Source organism: Pleurocapsa sp. FMAR1 (assembly GCF_963665995.1).
Taxonomy (GTDB): Bacteria; Cyanobacteriota; Cyanobacteriia; order Cyanobacteriales; family Xenococcaceae; genus Waterburya.
Genome location: NZ_OY762512.1, coordinates 4,195,961 through 4,210,328, shown reverse-complemented (window position 1 = coordinate 4,210,328; position 14,368 = coordinate 4,195,961). Strand labels below are relative to the sequence as shown.

General features: G+C 39.2%; 16 protein-coding genes. 9 read left to right on the top strand and 7 right to left on the bottom strand.

Annotation, left to right across the window (positions count from 1 at the left end):
* Window positions 1-27 precede the first annotated feature (27 nt).
* The 3 genes from SLP02_RS20525 (at window position 28) to SLP02_RS20515 (ending at window position 2,952) form a co-directional block, all read left to right on the top strand.
* Entirely contained in the window at window positions 28-1,671 is a 1,644-nt protein-coding gene (locus SLP02_RS20525; protein WP_319422579.1) for a DUF3685 domain-containing protein, read from the top strand.
* Window positions 1,672-2,058: 387 nt separating this feature from the next.
* Window positions 2,059-2,256: a DUF751 family protein gene (locus tag SLP02_RS20520; RefSeq protein ID WP_319422578.1), complete on the top strand. Its 198-nt coding sequence runs from the start codon at window positions 2,059-2,061 to the stop codon at window positions 2,254-2,256.
* A 15-nt stretch (window positions 2,257-2,271) separates the two neighbouring features.
* Window positions 2,272-2,952: a rhomboid family intramembrane serine protease gene (locus SLP02_RS20515; protein ID WP_319422577.1), complete on the top strand. Its 681-nt coding sequence runs from the start codon at window positions 2,272-2,274 to the stop codon at window positions 2,950-2,952.
* A 72-nt stretch (window positions 2,953-3,024) separates the two neighbouring features.
* Here the strand turns inward: SLP02_RS20515 and proC are convergent, their stop codons facing one another.
* From proC to SLP02_RS20495, 4 genes are all read right to left on the bottom strand, one after another.
* Entirely contained in the window at window positions 3,025-3,831 is an 807-nt protein-coding gene (proC, locus tag SLP02_RS20510; RefSeq protein ID WP_319422576.1) for a pyrroline-5-carboxylate reductase, read from the bottom strand.
* 148 nt (window positions 3,832-3,979) lie between these two features.
* Window positions 3,980-4,546 carry a cell division protein SepF gene (locus tag SLP02_RS20505; protein WP_319422575.1) on the bottom strand — a complete coding sequence of 189 codons (567 nt, stop codon included), beginning with the start codon at window positions 4,544-4,546 and terminating at the stop codon, window positions 3,980-3,982.
* A gap of 479 nt (window positions 4,547-5,025) precedes the next feature.
* Window positions 5,026-5,694, bottom strand: coding sequence for a YggS family pyridoxal phosphate-dependent enzyme (locus SLP02_RS20500; RefSeq protein ID WP_319422574.1), 669 nt, complete (start codon window positions 5,692-5,694; stop codon window positions 5,026-5,028).
* A 23-nt stretch (window positions 5,695-5,717) separates the two neighbouring features.
* Window positions 5,718-5,996 carry a PipX family protein gene (locus SLP02_RS20495; protein ID WP_319422573.1) on the bottom strand — a complete coding sequence of 93 codons (279 nt, stop codon included), beginning with the start codon at window positions 5,994-5,996 and terminating at the stop codon, window positions 5,718-5,720.
* 275 nt (window positions 5,997-6,271) lie between these two features.
* Here SLP02_RS20495 and SLP02_RS20490 point away from each other — a divergent pair, with 275 nt between their 5' ends.
* Window positions 6,272-8,638 (top strand): ribonucleoside-diphosphate reductase subunit alpha, encoded by a 2,367-nt coding sequence (locus SLP02_RS20490; RefSeq protein WP_319422572.1) that lies wholly within the window; start codon window positions 6,272-6,274, stop codon window positions 8,636-8,638.
* Window positions 8,639-8,671: 33 nt separating this feature from the next.
* Here the strand turns inward: SLP02_RS20490 and SLP02_RS20485 are convergent, their stop codons facing one another.
* Entirely contained in the window at window positions 8,672-9,637 is a 966-nt protein-coding gene (locus SLP02_RS20485; RefSeq protein WP_319422571.1) for an aldo/keto reductase, read from the bottom strand.
* A gap of 160 nt (window positions 9,638-9,797) precedes the next feature.
* On the opposite strand from SLP02_RS20485, the gene SLP02_RS20480 reads away from it, so the two are divergent.
* Window positions 9,798-10,085, top strand: coding sequence for a hypothetical protein (locus tag SLP02_RS20480; RefSeq protein ID WP_319422570.1), 288 nt, complete (start codon window positions 9,798-9,800; stop codon window positions 10,083-10,085).
* Between the two features lie 389 nt (window positions 10,086-10,474).
* Complete coding sequence (locus tag SLP02_RS20475; RefSeq protein ID WP_319422569.1) at window positions 10,475-11,200, top strand: hypothetical protein; 726 nt, start codon at window positions 10,475-10,477, stop codon at window positions 11,198-11,200.
* 181 nt (window positions 11,201-11,381) lie between these two features.
* Here SLP02_RS20475 and SLP02_RS20470 read toward each other — a convergent pair whose 3' ends face one another.
* Entirely contained in the window at window positions 11,382-11,504 is a 123-nt protein-coding gene (locus SLP02_RS20470; protein WP_319422568.1) for a hypothetical protein, read from the bottom strand.
* Between the two features lie 91 nt (window positions 11,505-11,595).
* The gene (gene trpD, locus SLP02_RS20465; protein ID WP_319422567.1) at window positions 11,596-12,642 is read right to left on the bottom strand and encodes an anthranilate phosphoribosyltransferase; all 1,047 of its coding nucleotides are present in this window, start codon (window positions 12,640-12,642) and stop codon (window positions 11,596-11,598) included.
* 110 nt (window positions 12,643-12,752) lie between these two features.
* Between trpD and SLP02_RS20460 the strand changes: the two genes are divergently transcribed.
* The 3 genes from SLP02_RS20460 (at window position 12,753) to SLP02_RS20450 (ending at window position 14,311) form a co-directional block, all read left to right on the top strand.
* Window positions 12,753-13,253, top strand: coding sequence for a pentapeptide repeat-containing protein (locus tag SLP02_RS20460; RefSeq protein WP_319422566.1), 501 nt, complete (start codon window positions 12,753-12,755; stop codon window positions 13,251-13,253).
* Between the two features lie 162 nt (window positions 13,254-13,415).
* Window positions 13,416-13,643 (top strand): DUF4278 domain-containing protein, encoded by a 228-nt coding sequence (locus SLP02_RS20455; protein ID WP_319422565.1) that lies wholly within the window; start codon window positions 13,416-13,418, stop codon window positions 13,641-13,643.
* Between the two features lie 26 nt (window positions 13,644-13,669).
* The gene (locus SLP02_RS20450; protein WP_319422564.1) at window positions 13,670-14,311 is read left to right on the top strand and encodes a histidine phosphatase family protein; all 642 of its coding nucleotides are present in this window, start codon (window positions 13,670-13,672) and stop codon (window positions 14,309-14,311) included.
* Window positions 14,312-14,368: the final 57 nt, after the last annotated feature.

Genomic DNA, 14,368 nt, shown 5'->3' with positions numbered 1-14,368 from the left:
AAGAAACCGCACCGAGGGCGGATAGAAATGACCCCAGACAAGATTAAACTGTTTATTGTCGATCGCGATTCCATATTTCGCCTGGGTTTACGTACTGCCATCGCCCAATATCCCAATTTTGCCATTGTGGGCGAAGGAGACATGAGTAATGATACCTGGCGGGAATTGACTCAAGGCTTGGTGCTTAATGTCTTAGTTGTGGGTAGTGGTTTCCATGACTCCACTTTAGAAACCTCTAGTCTAGAATTTTGTCAACAGGTAAGACAGCTATATCCTCGCTTACCTTTGTTTCTTCTAACTACTAATTTTACCCCGAAAAGGCTGGCAAAGATTAAGTCTTTGGGTATCAATGGTTACTGCGATCGCAGTTCTAGCATTAATACTATTATTGAGGGATTACATACCGTTGCCTATGGCAATACTTATTGGCAAAATAACCCAAAAACTCGCCCTAAACTCTGGCAAACTGCTTTATCTCGCTTTAGTCAGTCTGGCAGAATAGAACTAGAAGAAACTCTGAGAGAGATTGACGAGCGCTTAAGCAATCCTAATTTATCAGACTGGGATAGAGTATTTTTAATTGGTCGTAAACGAGAATTATTAACGGCTCGTTGGCTATCTAATCGTTTAGTGGCAGAGGAAATTGTCTTAAGCGAAATCCCCGATGAAGCAAATGAGGGGAAGCTAGTTCTTTCTACCCCTACGGAGTTGACTCCTCTGCCTGTTTTTGCAGATTCTGCTAACAAAACAATTTTTGAGCGAGTTGCGATCGATATCCAGCTAGGCTTAAGCAATCGAACCAATATACCTTTAGAAATTGATATTCTTCAGCCAGAGATTCAAAAGAGTTTATGTCATTTAATTTTAAAGCGTATCGGCGATACAGTTACCCAAATTCCTATTGCTAATATTTTAGAGCAGAATTATCTAGATTATTTACAAGACGTTTGGTCATGGAGTATAGAAGCTTTTTTTACGCAATATTATGGTCAATTAACTCTAGAAGAAGAACAGCAGTTAAGTAATTTAATTGAGCAAGAATTTACGACAGTTGAGCAAAATATTTTTAACTATATCTATGGTATCCCAGAGCTTTTTGCCTATCTAGTTGGTGAACCAGGGTTAACTATCGATAATGTAATTTATCAGTCTGATGCTGCTGAATCGATCGCACACATTGAATTTTTACTGCACAATTTGGTTATTCACTTGGCTAACGGTGTCATGCAGGTAATGCTAAATAATTTTTATGACCTAGAAAACTTTAAATATCAACTGTATAAATTAGAGTATAAAAGCGATCGCCAGTTAGCTCGCTTTCGCAATCAATTATCTTGGAAATATCGCCAGGAAAAGTATTTTGAACATCCGCAAAACATTTTTGAAAGTCGCCATCGCCTCTTTATTCTAAGTAATGGTATCAGAACTTTGTTTCTTTATGCTCCCCGCAAAATTGAATTAGAACAATTATCGGGAGTCCCTTGGTTGACCACCATTGTCATTGAAATTCGTGATGCGATCGCTCCTTTAGCCAGAAAATTTATCTCTCTGACTGGTAGTGGCGTAGTTTTTGTTTTAACTCAGGTGATTGGCAAAGGATTAGGATTAATTGGTAAAGGCATAATTCAAGGAATTGGCAGCACTCTTAAAGACGTTAATCGCCGCAAGTAATACCAAGCTTCTCAACTAGTAGATGTGAGCGTAAATAAAACTACCATTCATAAATGGTCAAAGCCTCACAGTCAGGGCTATTTCATTCTTACTAGCCAGAGAATAAATTCTCCGTCTCATGCCTTAAGTCCGTTTAAACGGACTTGATATTTTAGCCAAGCTCGCGCGTTCCCTAGATGAGTAAAACTCATCGGGGTCGCTCGCCAAATTAATTTCTTGGTGCATGATAATTTAGCATGAAATAGCCCTGCCTCACAGTTAAATGCTTTTGACTTCCGCGCAGCGGTACTAGGTAAAGTCTGAGACAGAATATTGAATGTTGATAGCTTTATGTTGAATAATGAATGAAGATTAGAACAAAAAAATTTATATTTTTACAATAATACAATGCAAGATTTCTTTCAAAACGTTTCTCGCTATCCCCGCTACTTGATCAGCGTTAGCCTAGGAATTTTTTGGTTTTTCTTTCAGCAATTAAAGCCTTTTCTGAAAAACCCTGTAACCGCGATCGCTCTAGTCGGTTTTTTGGTAGGTACTTTCTCTCTGCTATATCTAACTTTAGAAGCTATGTTAGGGATTAGTTAACTTTAAAGATTTAGTATGATTCCAATTAATGATGAGAATCCTACCTACAGCACCCCAATCGTAGTTTATGCCTTGATAGCTATCAATGTCATAGTTTTTCTCTATGAAATGTCTTTAGGTTCAGGTTTAGACGGCTTTTTTCAGCTTTATGCTGTCATTCCCCAGCAGTTGAGTGCTAGCTTTAATGGCACACCCCCCGATCAACCTGTACCAGAACTAGCTACCCTAATAACCTCCCAGTTTTTGCATGGAGGTTTGCTGCACATTGCGGGAAATATGCTGTTTTTATGGACATTTGGCGATAATATCGAACACGATCTCGGACACTTTAAATTTCTTTTCTTTTATTTACTTTGTGGTGTTTTAGCGGGGTTGACTCATTGGTTTTTTGGGATGCAGTCTATTGCTCCTACCGTTGGTGCAAGCGGTGCGATCGCTGGAGTTATGGGAGCGTATCTGGTTAAATACCCCAAGGCAAAAATTGTAACTTTTCTGCCTTTATTTATTATTTGGACTACTGTACGCATCCCTGCTGTTTTTTTCCTAGGGTTTTGGTTTGTACAACAGGCAATTAGTAGCGTTGCTTCTCTGGGGATACAAGAGGCTTCTGGAGTAGCATATTGGGCGCACGCGGGGGGCTTTATTTTTGGAGCTATTTTGGGTCCTTTGTTAGGCTTAATGAGCGATCGCCGTTAGCTAAAATAATCTTCTCATGATTTAATCTCATCATCTTCAATCAAGCGATCGCTCCTAGCCATTTTATTTTATTTACTTCCCTAATTCTTTAGATCTCTGAGTCGCAGTCTTGACCGCTTCAATTAAAGCCGAACGAAATCCCAGACTTTCTAATTTAGCCACCCCTGCAATAGTTGTTCCTCCAGGACTTGTTACCCGATCTTTTAATACACCTGGATGTATCCCTGTTTCTTTAACTAAGGTTGCCGTACCTAAAACTGTTTGGGTTGCTAACTGAAGCGCGATCTCTCTTGGCAGTCCTGAAGCGACTCCACCATCGGCTAATGCTTCAATTACCAAGGCTACAAAGGCTGGTCCCGAACCTGATAGTCCCGTTACTGCATCCATAGAGGATTCTGGAACTTCTACTACTTCGCCCACGGCAGTAAATATTTTTCTCGCTTGCTGAATATGCTCTTTTGTTGCTTTCGTTCCTGGTGCGATCGCCGTCATTCCTGCTCCTACTGTAGCGGGAGTATTGGGCATGACACGAATTACTGGCTGGTCTGGAAAAGCCTGCTCTAGCTTATCTAATGTTACTCCAGCCAAAATTGAAACTACGGTGCTGTGGTTGTTGGGAGTAATGTCTTTGACTACTAAATCGAATATCTGGGGCTTAATAGCCAATAATAATATTTCTGCTGCTGCGATCGCAGCCTGATTGTCTTCTGTAACTTGAACCTGATATTTCTGAACCAGAACTTCACGTCTTTCGTCTCTAGGTTCGCTAATTAATATGTTATTAGCTACGAAAACTTGCTGTTTTAAAAGGCGAGATAAGATAGCTTCTGCCATTACCCCGCCTCCAATGATACCAAGGCAAATACTATTAGATTTCATGCTGTGATTAATCACTGGGCGTGTAATAGCGGTGCGACCCTGCGGATTTTTAATCCGTCAAGGAACGCGCACCAAGACAAGCTGCTTGCGAAGCAGCATTAGTTGCGGCTAAAGCCTTACTGCCCACTAATAATACTATTTATTCAGCTTACTGAGCAGCTGCGTTAGGCTGTTGTCCCCAAGCATCAGGTGCAGGTACACTACGTCTTACATGAGTCTCTGGAGTGTGTACGTCTTTGAGGATTCCTGATAGACTGCTAACTTTGACTGAGCTTGGAGTAAATAAAAAGATGCTTTCGCCTACGCGCTCTTGATGACCATCCATGGCATAAGTACCACCCGCGATAAAATCAACTGCTCTTTGAGCTTCTTCGGGGTTCATCACATTTAGGTTTAAAACCACAGACTTGCGTTCGCGCAATGCCAAAATCACCTGGGGCATTTCTTCAAAGGAATGAGGTTCAATTACTACTACTTCTGAATTACCGTTAGCTAATCCAGGCATACCGATTACATTATTTGGTGGCTTCATTTCTTGTTTGCGGTTAGTTGTATGGTTACTGGGAGATGCAATTTTAGTTGATTCTGGTTGATGATTAGGTGTCGAAGCGATGAAGGTTTGACCATCTACTGCTTGGCTATGATCGTATTCTTCATAACCTTCCTCTTCGTATTCGCCTTCAAATCCAAAAAATTCTTTTAAGGTATTTAACATATTGCTTAGATTCCTAATTAATTTACGACTTTAAATTAGCTGATTAAAATATTTCTTTAAATTATTGCTGAGTTATATAGTTAATGGAAAATTGAACATCTTTTGTGGACATCTTATTTTTGTAAGTTATCTTGTGATAGTTTCAACTTTGAACATTTAAACTAACTAGCAATTTCATTCTCGGTTTTTAGGAGAAAGTGGCTGTATTTGCAGAAATATTTTGTTTCGGCGACTCGATTCTACACCAAACCATCACAAATGTTCGGTGTAGTAAAGTCTATTTATTGATTTAAATTGCTTCCTGTTGGTTTTTCTTTACAATTCTTTATAGTTTTGGCAACTAAGCTCTAATCCTTATAGTTAAAAAGAAAACTTGATATTATATATATAGTTTTTTAGGTTGCAAACGGTTACTGCGATCGCGATCGCACTCAAAACTATAAAATGCGTCTAATCCCATCAAGATCTAGAAAACTCAGCTAGGAATTAGCGTCGCTAAAAATTGTTCTGCCCAAACGGATCATAGTTGCTCCTGCTGCGATCGCCTGGGGATAATCTTCAGACATTCCCATAGATAATTGCTCCATGGTTAGATTAGCGTAATTCTTCTCTTGAATTGCTGCTGCTAGCTTTTGAGTTGCTTGAAAAGCATTTAGTGTTTCCGCCGGAGAAAGTCCTAAGGGCAAAATTGTCATTAACCCCTGTATATCAAGCTGATTAAATTGATTCAGTTTCTCTAAGTCCTCCCAAAGTTCTGTTACCTGCCAACCATATTTATTAGGATCTGGTAGAATTTTGACTTGCAAAAAAACTTTAGGCACACGATTCAACTCTGCCGCCAATCTATTTAATCGCTGTGCCAAAGCCAAACTGTCCACTGAATGAATCCAAGCAAAATTCTCAATAACCTTCTTGGCTTTATTTTTCTGAATATGTCCAATAAAGTGCCAATTAATATCCCCTAGTTTTAACTGTTGCTGTTTAGTTAGTGCTTCTTGAAGACGATTTTCCCCAAAATCCCTGACTCCTGTCTCATAAGCCTCTTTCATAGCCTCAATGCTTACTTGTTTTGTGATGGCAATCAACTTGACGTTTTGGGGAATTTTCTGTTTAATTAAATTGATTTTTTTTGCAATAGATCCTGTCATTAAATCAAGCCAAGAATTGGCAATTAAAAGAAAGTGCGTTTGTAAATCACTTTAAGTTGCTCATGTTTTTCGATTTCGCGATCTAATAATAGTTGTCGCAGCATACCTTCTACCAACATTCGAGAGTCTGTCCTACTAATAGGATCGAATAACGAAGAATCACTGTTGAACGTCACTATAAAAAATAAACGTTGAGCGTAGAGGGTGGTAAATAATTCTTGATTATCCTTGAGGAGACATATTCTGTATAGAAGCCCGAAGGTAGGATGATTTAGATAGACTTCACTTGGTAATTTATTCACTCTGCAATTTAATTAGTTTTGCTAAATGCTAGGACTACACGAATATTCTAAAAATTATACTATTGGGCGATCAATATAAAGGGCAATATAAAGATAAATGTATAGCAATGATGATTAGTGAGTAAATAGGGAATAATTGGCTAGTTAAAAAAGATAATTTTGGCTACATATAGGGTAATATAAGCTCAATAATATTTTTATACCGCTATATATAGTTGATTTTCGGTTATAGTATAAAGTCAGCTCAGCCAAAAAATTTCAGTCTCACATAACGTATGCAGCCAGCCCTACCGTTAACCAGCAATTCAGTATCTAACCCTACTTCAGATCGAGGAAGATCATCAACTACACTTAAACAGCATTCGGCAGACAATTCAGCTAATAAGTCATCTTCCTTACCTAAGCTGGAAGCCGACACCCCAAGCATTCAGGTAGTTAGAAGAGACGGTTCTTTGGCAGACTTGAATATTACCAAGATTCGTTCAGTAGTGGAATGGGCTTGTGCTGAACAAGATGTTAACTCGATCACTTTAGAAGCAGGCTTAACTACCAGACTTCGCAATGGTGTAAGCACTAGAGATATTCAAGATAACTTAATTGATTGCGCTTTGGGTATGTGTAGCCCCACCGAACCTGAATGGCGGTATGTAGCGGGTAGGCTACATATTTGGAGTTTGTGGAAGGATACCCAGGTAGCCCGTGGGTTTGGCTATGGAGATTATGCGAGGGCGGTTCAATGGCAAATAGATAGAAAACGCTACGATCGCCATATTTTAAAATATTCTACGGCTGAACTAACCGAAGCTGGCACGTGGATTAATCCTGAATGGGACAAAGATTATGATTATGCAGGGGCGGTTTTATTAACTAAACGCTATTTGTTAACAGATGAACTTCCTCAAGAGGCTTTTCTTACCTGTGCTTTGTTACTAGCTGCTAATGAAAAGCCAGAAATAAGATTAGCCGTTGCTAAAAAGTTTTATCAAGCGATCGCGAAACGAAAAATTTCTTTGGCAACACCAATTCTAGCTAACTTAAGAGTGCCTAATGGCTCATTGAGTAGCTGCTTTATTATCGCTATGGACGATAATTTAGAAAGTATTTTTGAGGAGATTACCAACGCAGCCAGAATTTCTAAAAATGGTGGTGGTGTTGGAGTCAACGTTAGCCGTATCCGCGCTACTGGTAGCTGGGTAATGGGAAAAGACAATGCTTCTGGGGGAGTTATTCCCTGGGTTAAGCTGCTCAACGATACAGCGATCGCAGTTAATCAGGGTGGGCGTAGGGCTGGTGCAGTCACCATCGGTTTAGATATCTGGCATTTAGACGTACCTGAGTTTTTGGAAATGCAGGCGGAAAATGGCGATCGCCGTCGCAAAGCCTATGATGTTTTTCCGCAACTGGTAATTGTCGATGAGTTTATGCGTCGGGTAGAGGCAAAAGAACTTTGGACACTAGTAGATCCTTATGAGGTTAAAGAAAAATTAGGCATTGACTTAGCTGAACAATGGGGTGAAAATTTCAACGCTGTTTATGCTCGTATAGAAGCGGAATTAAATCGGGAAATTAAGCTATATAAACAAGTAGATGCCCGCGAATTATTTAAGCATATTATGCGGAGTCAGGTAGAAACGGGAATGCCTTATCTAGCGTTTAAAGATACTATTAATCGAGCAAATCCCAATAAGCATCAAGGCTACATTCCTGGAGTAAACCTTTGCTGTGAGAGCTTTAGCAACGTCAAGCCAGGATCAGAGGCTCACTGCTGCAATTTAGTATCTCTTAATCTGGCTAACGTAGAGTCGGCAGAAATAGCTGAGATGTCCCAGCTAGCCGTCAGAATTTTAGACAATACCATCGATATAACTAAGCCTCCTTTTGCCGATAGCAAAACCCACAACGATAAATATCGCACTATTGGCGTGGGCTGTATGGGATTAGCTGACTGGTTGGCGAAACGCCATTTAACTTATGAAAGCCTAAAGGAAATTAGTTATCTGTTTGAAGAGGTAGCTTACTGGTGTACTGCTGCTTCAATGGAATTAGCCAAAGAACGCGGTGCCTATGAAGCTTTTGCGGGTAGTGAATGGAGTCAGGGCAAATTATTAGGCTCGAAGTGTTTAGATGAGATTCTAAAGCTTGCTCAAGATCCAGAGCGTTGGGTGCAGCTTGCTCAAGATGTGCAAACCTACGGGATTCGTAATTCTCATATTACAGCGATCGCGCCTAACACTTCTTCTTCTTTGGTACAAGGCTGTACTGCCAGTATTTTGCCCGTCTATAGCAAGTTCTTTTACGATAAATGGGCAAAGGGAACAGTACCTATAGCTCCACCCTTTATTCAAGACTGTTTTTGGTTTTATCGTGAAAATAAAAGCTTAGATCAAAAAATTGTAGTCAAAGCTGTGGCGGTAATGCAGCAGTGGATCGATACAGGCATCTCTATGGAGTTACTGTTTAACCTTAATCAAGGAGTGTATTTTCCAGATGAACCAGAAAGAGCAGTAAAAGCCAAAGACATTTTTGAAACTTTAGTGATGGCGTGGAAAGAAGGCTGCAAAGCTGTTTACTATGTCCGCACTGTGCAAAAAGACGATTTCAAAGAATCTTCTAGCGAAGGCTGTGCAGCTTGTGCAAATTAAGTTTAAGAGAATTAAATACACTATTAGCGTGTTTTAAGTCCATCGACGAAAGAACGCGCCGTTTTCTCCAGCGTTAACAGTTAGTTGTTCTATTTGACTCATTTGTGCTGCGTTCAAAGGAGTGTAATTGCGTGCTACGGTAACATTAGATTCTAATTGTTCGGGGTTTTCGGCAGCTATGATGCAACAATGTACCCCAGATAAAGAGAGACTGTACCCCATGGCTTGTTCCATACTAGATAAAAGATCGGGTTTTAATAAATTACCGTATGCGGGGACTTTCATAGCGATTACACCGACATTGTTTTCTCGTGCTACTGGCAGTACAGTACGGGAAAATGGACGAGGATGATGAACATCGGCAGCATTTAGGGAAATCAAAGTCGTGTCGAAATCGTAGCGACGCAAACCCTCGGCAATAATTTCTGGTTCATGATGTCCTGTAATTCCCGAAAATTTAATTAATCCTTGCTCTTTGGCTTCTTCAACAGCTTTGATTGCACCATTCTCGCTAAAAATAGTATCTAATTCATCAATAAAGGAAACGTGATGTAACTGCCAAGAATCGAGATAATCTGTCTGAAGACGTTTTAACGATTGTTCCAATTCTCGCCAAGCACCATCATAATCTCTGGCTGCGGTTTTACTATTGAGATAAATGCGATCGCGGTAGGTCGGTAAAACCTTACCAAAGCGTTCCTCTGAAGGACCATAGCTGGCTGCGGTATCGTAATATATGATGCCTAATTCTAAAGCTTTTTCAATCAAAGCAATGGCTTCAACTTCTCGACCTTCATAGGAAATGGGAGTTTGCCCCGCTCCTCCCAAGCCCAAGACTGGTAGACTACTCTGAGTCTTGCCTAATACTCTTTCTGGCATTGATTTAGTTGTCGATGAAGAGGCGGGGGTTGGTTTTTTCATTAAAGCTTGGCTGCCAATAGCTGTTGCTGCTACTGCGCTACCTACAAGGAAGTTACGTCGATTGGTTTTTCGGCTCATAATTTTTTATTTTAGCTTTAAGAAACATTTTAGCGAGAATATTTCGCTCTTCAACAAACAATTAGAAGAGCGAACATCATTTCCAGAAAATCTCTCTTTGGGATGGTGTTTATCTTTCTTTTAACTGTGAAACTAAATGATAAATACAATCATAAAGACTATGGAAAAGACGTGGTTCGATAAAATCTTCCGTGACAGTAATGGTAATATTGTTATTGCTCAACCACCAAACTTACCTATTATTGTCTGGGGTGTAGCTAGCTTGCTCAAACTAATTCTTACAAGTGGCTTGATTAGTGTAGGGTTAGACCTAATAGCCTTTGGCTCTTTGTTTACTTGGGCATGGCTTGAATTGTTTCAAGGCGTTAATTATTTTCGCAGGATGCTAGGTTTTGTTGTGTTAGTTGGATTTGTTGGGTTAAGAATTTTCAGTTATGACACAATTTAAACTTTAATTGCTGCTGCTCCTCAAGTTGCCTTAGAAAGAAGGAAAATTGCCAGTGAAAACGCGCATTGATCGCGAATATTTTCACTGGCGATCGCTCTAGTTTGTAACTATTTCTGACTCAAAACTTTTAATATTCCTCTAACAGATATTTTTTCAGCTTCCAATTTCTCCACCTTTGCCACTAACCGCTTTGGAAGATATAAAGCAGAATTAAATCAACACGTATGATTTTGAACGATGAACAGTGTTATTACGGATGACATCATCTAAAATAGTAATAGACAACTTTTAAGTCTTCTTTGGATATTTAATTTTAGAAATACGGATTTAAAAACCCTCGACGTGTATATTTATTTTAAAGAGGAATATTTGATTATTAAAGTAATTGCATGAGTAAACTAACTAATATTTTAACGGGTGTAGGTATAGGTGCAGTGGGCGTACTCGCTATTACTCAATCATTAGATTATTTAAACGATCGCGATCCTAAAATTTATACCGATTTGAATTCTCAGCAAGCAGATTATCTGCCTGATTCAAATAGAATGTATCTCAAAAACAATCAAGCTTCCAGTTTTAATAAAGCAATTAGCCAAGCTAAAGAAATTCAATCAGATTCTCCTTTTTTCCAACAGGCGCAAGCTGACATTACTCGCTGGAGTAAAGTGATTTTGGATATTGCTTATGGAAGAGCTAGTGAAGGAGATTTGTCAGGTGCGATCGCTGCTGCTAAACTTGCGCCTCAAAATGATTCTTCGACTAAATTGATTGCTCAAAAGGCAACTGAAGCAGTTCAAATATGGCAATCAAGAGCGCAAAAACAGAATCTATACCAAAATTATTTGGCTCAAGCAAAATCAACCATCAAACCTGGGCAAGCTTCATCCTACAATAAAGCGATTGGTATATTACAGAAAATAAACCCAGAGGTCGAGCAATATTCAGAAGCTCAAGATCTTATTGAGCAATGGAACGAGCAAATATATCTTATTGCTGATCGTCGAGCTAAAGACGGAAATTTGAAACAGGCAGCAGCAGCAGCAGCCTTACTATCAGAAAATTCTCCTTATTATGAAGAGGCAAAAAAATGGCAAACGAGTATGAAAATGCCTTAATATAGCAATCAGAAATGGTTTATAAGCAAGAAGCATACATTAATAGCTTAGAAAAATTGCTCGTATCAACGAAGTCATAGAGACTATGCCAATTTAAATTTAGCTAGTGTTACGGATCTGCATCATTGCGATCGCTCTCATTCTACTAATGCGGTTACAGACTTACTTTGCACCTAACTCATCAATAAAAACCAAGTTTTGGTACTAATTCTATTTTTAAGCCTTCTTTGGCTTCATAGGCATTAATTACCCGTTGCCGTAGCTCGACTGAACAAAGAGCTAGCCTGCATATAAAAGCTGGCATGAATCGAGCTTAATTTATTTTCTATTTAAGCTTATCTAATTTCTGCTCTACTCAACTGAAAACCGCTCTTGGTTTATCTCAGATAGAAACTTCAGCTTTTCAAGAATATAACCAACTCTTCCAGTTTAGACCAGGCAATACCACTATTGATAATTTCTCTGGCAACATTTACACCCTGAAGGTGATCGCCAAAAGCGACTACTTCTCCCACCTGCAAAGCCAGCGAAGCATTTAATACCACTGCATCCTGCTGTGCTTTACTTCCCTTTCCTTGAAGCACGTTGGTCAAAATTGCTGCATTCTCCTCAACTTCTCCGCCTTTAAGCTCTTTTAAAGAAGCGGGTTTTAGACCTAAAGCTTGGGGATTAACAACACCTGGCGTTACTTTTCCCTGATTTAACATCATTAAATCCGTAGCATCTCCTAGTCCTGCCTCATCTAACCTTTCTCTACCGTGAAGAGCGATCGCTTTAGAAATTCCCAGTATATTCAATGCCTCTGCCATGCTACTTAAAAATAAGCGATCGTAAACGCCGATTACTTGACCAGTAGGGCAAAGAGGATTTACCAGTGGACCAAGAAGATTAAAAACTGTTCTAACTTTAAGAGTGCTGCGTATAGGCGCAACGCTTTTCATAGCAGGATGCCAGCCACGGGCAAAGAGAAAAGTAATCCCAACTTCGTCTAATGCTGCTCTTACTTTAGGTAAAGATGCAGTCAAATCAACGCCAAGATATTCTAAAACATCGGCTGAACCAACTTTACTAGAAGCAGAACGGTTGCCGTGTTTGGCTACTTTTATTCCTGCTGCTGCTGCAATAAAGGCTACTGCGGTGGAAATATTAAAAGTAGATGCACCATCCCCTCCAGTTCCACAGGTGTCGATAACAGGATAATCATAGATAACTTGGTCTTGTTGCAAAGATTGGGATTTTAACACCTGTGCCATTCCTGCCAACTCTTCGGCACAAACTCCCTTGGCTTGGATAGCTGCTAAAATTGCTCCAGATAATACATCTGGAATTTCTGAGCCTAACCATCCCTGCATTAATTGAGATGCTTGGGTTTGGGTCAACGATTGTTTGTCTAATAGTTGTTGTAATAAGCTCGAAAAATCTGTTTGATTACTATTTTCCATAATTATTTTAGTGATTTAAAGGACGATTACTCCCACGGGATACAGAAGAAGATTTACAATTAGAAACTGTGTTCTTCTAAGCAAAATTTGCTTAAAAATAAATTTAATCCATGAAATATTTTCTCCGACTAAGTGCATTTTTGTTGCTGTTAATTCTTTTAATTGTTCCTTTACCAGCTATAGCAGGGAGTTCTTCTTCGGTTACTCCCTCAACTTATAGTGAATCCGATTTGATCAATAAAGACTTTGCTGGCAGGGTTTTACAAAGCGTAGATTTTGCCAAAGTCGATTTAGAAGAAGCAGATTTTAGCGATGCAGATATTCGAGGTGCGGTGTTTAACGCTTCTAATTTGGCTAATGCCAATTTAACTGGAGTAGATTTTAGCTATGGCTTTGGATATTTGACTAATTTTAATGGCGCAGATTTGACCAACGCTAATTTTCAAGAATCAATCCTCTCTTTTTCCACTTTTAGAGATGCCAAAATAAATGGCGCAGACTTTTCCTTTGCAGTTTTGGACAAATCGCAGGTCAAACAACTTTGTGAAAATGCTTCAGGTGTTAATCCAAAAACAGGAGTAGATACCCGCGAATCTTTAGGCTGTAGGTAGAAAAACTAGACTGCTAAAATGCGATCGCTTTTTGATCATATTTATTCTATTTAGGCTATCGCCCAAATGTTAAATTGAACAATAACTGCAAGTTTTTAGTCTCTCATACGTATTGAGTAGTAATCAATAATTTTCTTAATTTTGAAACTACTAAATAAGCGTATGAAACTGACTTATCGAGGCGTTAGCTATCAATCTCAGGCAACAGAAGTTCAATCTAAACAACTTGATTTCGTTAGTCGTTGGGCTAAATACCGTCTTTCAAGCGATCCTAATTCTAATGAAATTATTTTAATTAGACCGATACATTTTTACACTTATCGGGGTGTCAGCTACACAAAAAACTTTGTATATGATACCTGCACTAAGATTCTGCTCAATATAAACTAACAATAGCTCAAAATATATTTAAGATAATGTCTCAAACAGTTTGGATAGCCAGACACGGAAACCGTCTCGACTTTATTAATCCAGAATGGTTTGATACCGCCCATAGACGTTACGATCCCCCATTGTCTGTAGATGGGGTAACACAAGCGGCAGAATTGGGGCAAAGACTCAAACAAGAAAACATTTGCCATATTTTTGCTTCACCTTTTCTACGGACTATCCAAACCGCTAACGAGATAGCCCAGGTTTTGAATCTGCCGATTAAGCTAGAGGCGGGCTTAAGTGAATGGTACAACCCCAAATGGATGACGGAAAAACCAGAAATTCATCCCCAGGATTTTTTGACAACAGAATACCCTTTGATTGATTGGAATTATAAATCCTATTTAACTGCTCAATATCCCGAAAGGAGAGCGGATGTTTATGGACGTACAGAAAAAACAGTCAAGCAATTAGTTTCTCAGTTTTCTGAAGATATTTTAATCGTCGGACATGGTGTAACAGTATTTGGCGCAGCTAAGGGACTAGTGCCTAATACACCTGATTTTAAAGCTGCTCTTTGCTGCTTAACTAAAGCTGTTCGCCACAATGATAATCGCTGGAATTTAGACTTTTATGGTGATACTTCTCATCTGAGTAAAACCGAAACCCAAATTAGGTTAAATTAATGCCACCAGCTATGATTATGATTACAGAGCATCTAGAATCCACGAAGATGAGACTGT

Excerpts from the sequence above, each read along its gene's own strand:
- SLP02_RS20450 (WP_319422564.1), top strand. The coding sequence starts at position 13,670 with ATGTCTCAAACAGTTTGGATAGCCAGACACGGAAACCGTCTCGACTTT.
- SLP02_RS20460 (WP_319422566.1), top strand. The coding sequence starts at position 12,753 with ATGAAATATTTTCTCCGACTAAGTGCATTTTTGTTGCTGTTAATTCTT.
- SLP02_RS20500 (WP_319422574.1), bottom strand. The coding sequence starts at position 5,694 with ATGACAGGATCTATTGCAAAAAAAATCAATTTAATTAAACAGAAAATT.
- SLP02_RS20475 (WP_319422569.1), top strand. The coding sequence starts at position 10,475 with ATGAGTAAACTAACTAATATTTTAACGGGTGTAGGTATAGGTGCAGTG.
- SLP02_RS20525 (WP_319422579.1), top strand. The coding sequence starts at position 28 with ATGACCCCAGACAAGATTAAACTGTTTATTGTCGATCGCGATTCCATA.
- SLP02_RS20480 (WP_319422570.1), top strand. The coding sequence starts at position 9,798 with ATGGAAAAGACGTGGTTCGATAAAATCTTCCGTGACAGTAATGGTAAT.
- SLP02_RS20505 (WP_319422575.1), bottom strand. The coding sequence starts at position 4,546 with ATGTTAAATACCTTAAAAGAATTTTTTGGATTTGAAGGCGAATACGAA.
- SLP02_RS20485 (WP_319422571.1), bottom strand. The coding sequence starts at position 9,637 with ATGAGCCGAAAAACCAATCGACGTAACTTCCTTGTAGGTAGCGCAGTA.
- SLP02_RS20520 (WP_319422578.1), top strand. The coding sequence starts at position 2,059 with ATGCAAGATTTCTTTCAAAACGTTTCTCGCTATCCCCGCTACTTGATC.
- SLP02_RS20455 (WP_319422565.1), top strand. The coding sequence starts at position 13,416 with ATGAAACTGACTTATCGAGGCGTTAGCTATCAATCTCAGGCAACAGAA.
- proC (WP_319422576.1), bottom strand. The coding sequence starts at position 3,831 with ATGAAATCTAATAGTATTTGCCTTGGTATCATTGGAGGCGGGGTAATG.
- SLP02_RS20490 (WP_319422572.1), top strand. The coding sequence starts at position 6,272 with ATGCAGCCAGCCCTACCGTTAACCAGCAATTCAGTATCTAACCCTACT.
- SLP02_RS20515 (WP_319422577.1), top strand. The coding sequence starts at position 2,272 with ATGATTCCAATTAATGATGAGAATCCTACCTACAGCACCCCAATCGTA.
- SLP02_RS20470 (WP_319422568.1), bottom strand. The coding sequence starts at position 11,504 with ATGCCAGCTTTTATATGCAGGCTAGCTCTTTGTTCAGTCGAGCTACGG.
- trpD (WP_319422567.1), bottom strand. The coding sequence starts at position 12,642 with ATGGAAAATAGTAATCAAACAGATTTTTCGAGCTTATTACAACAACTA.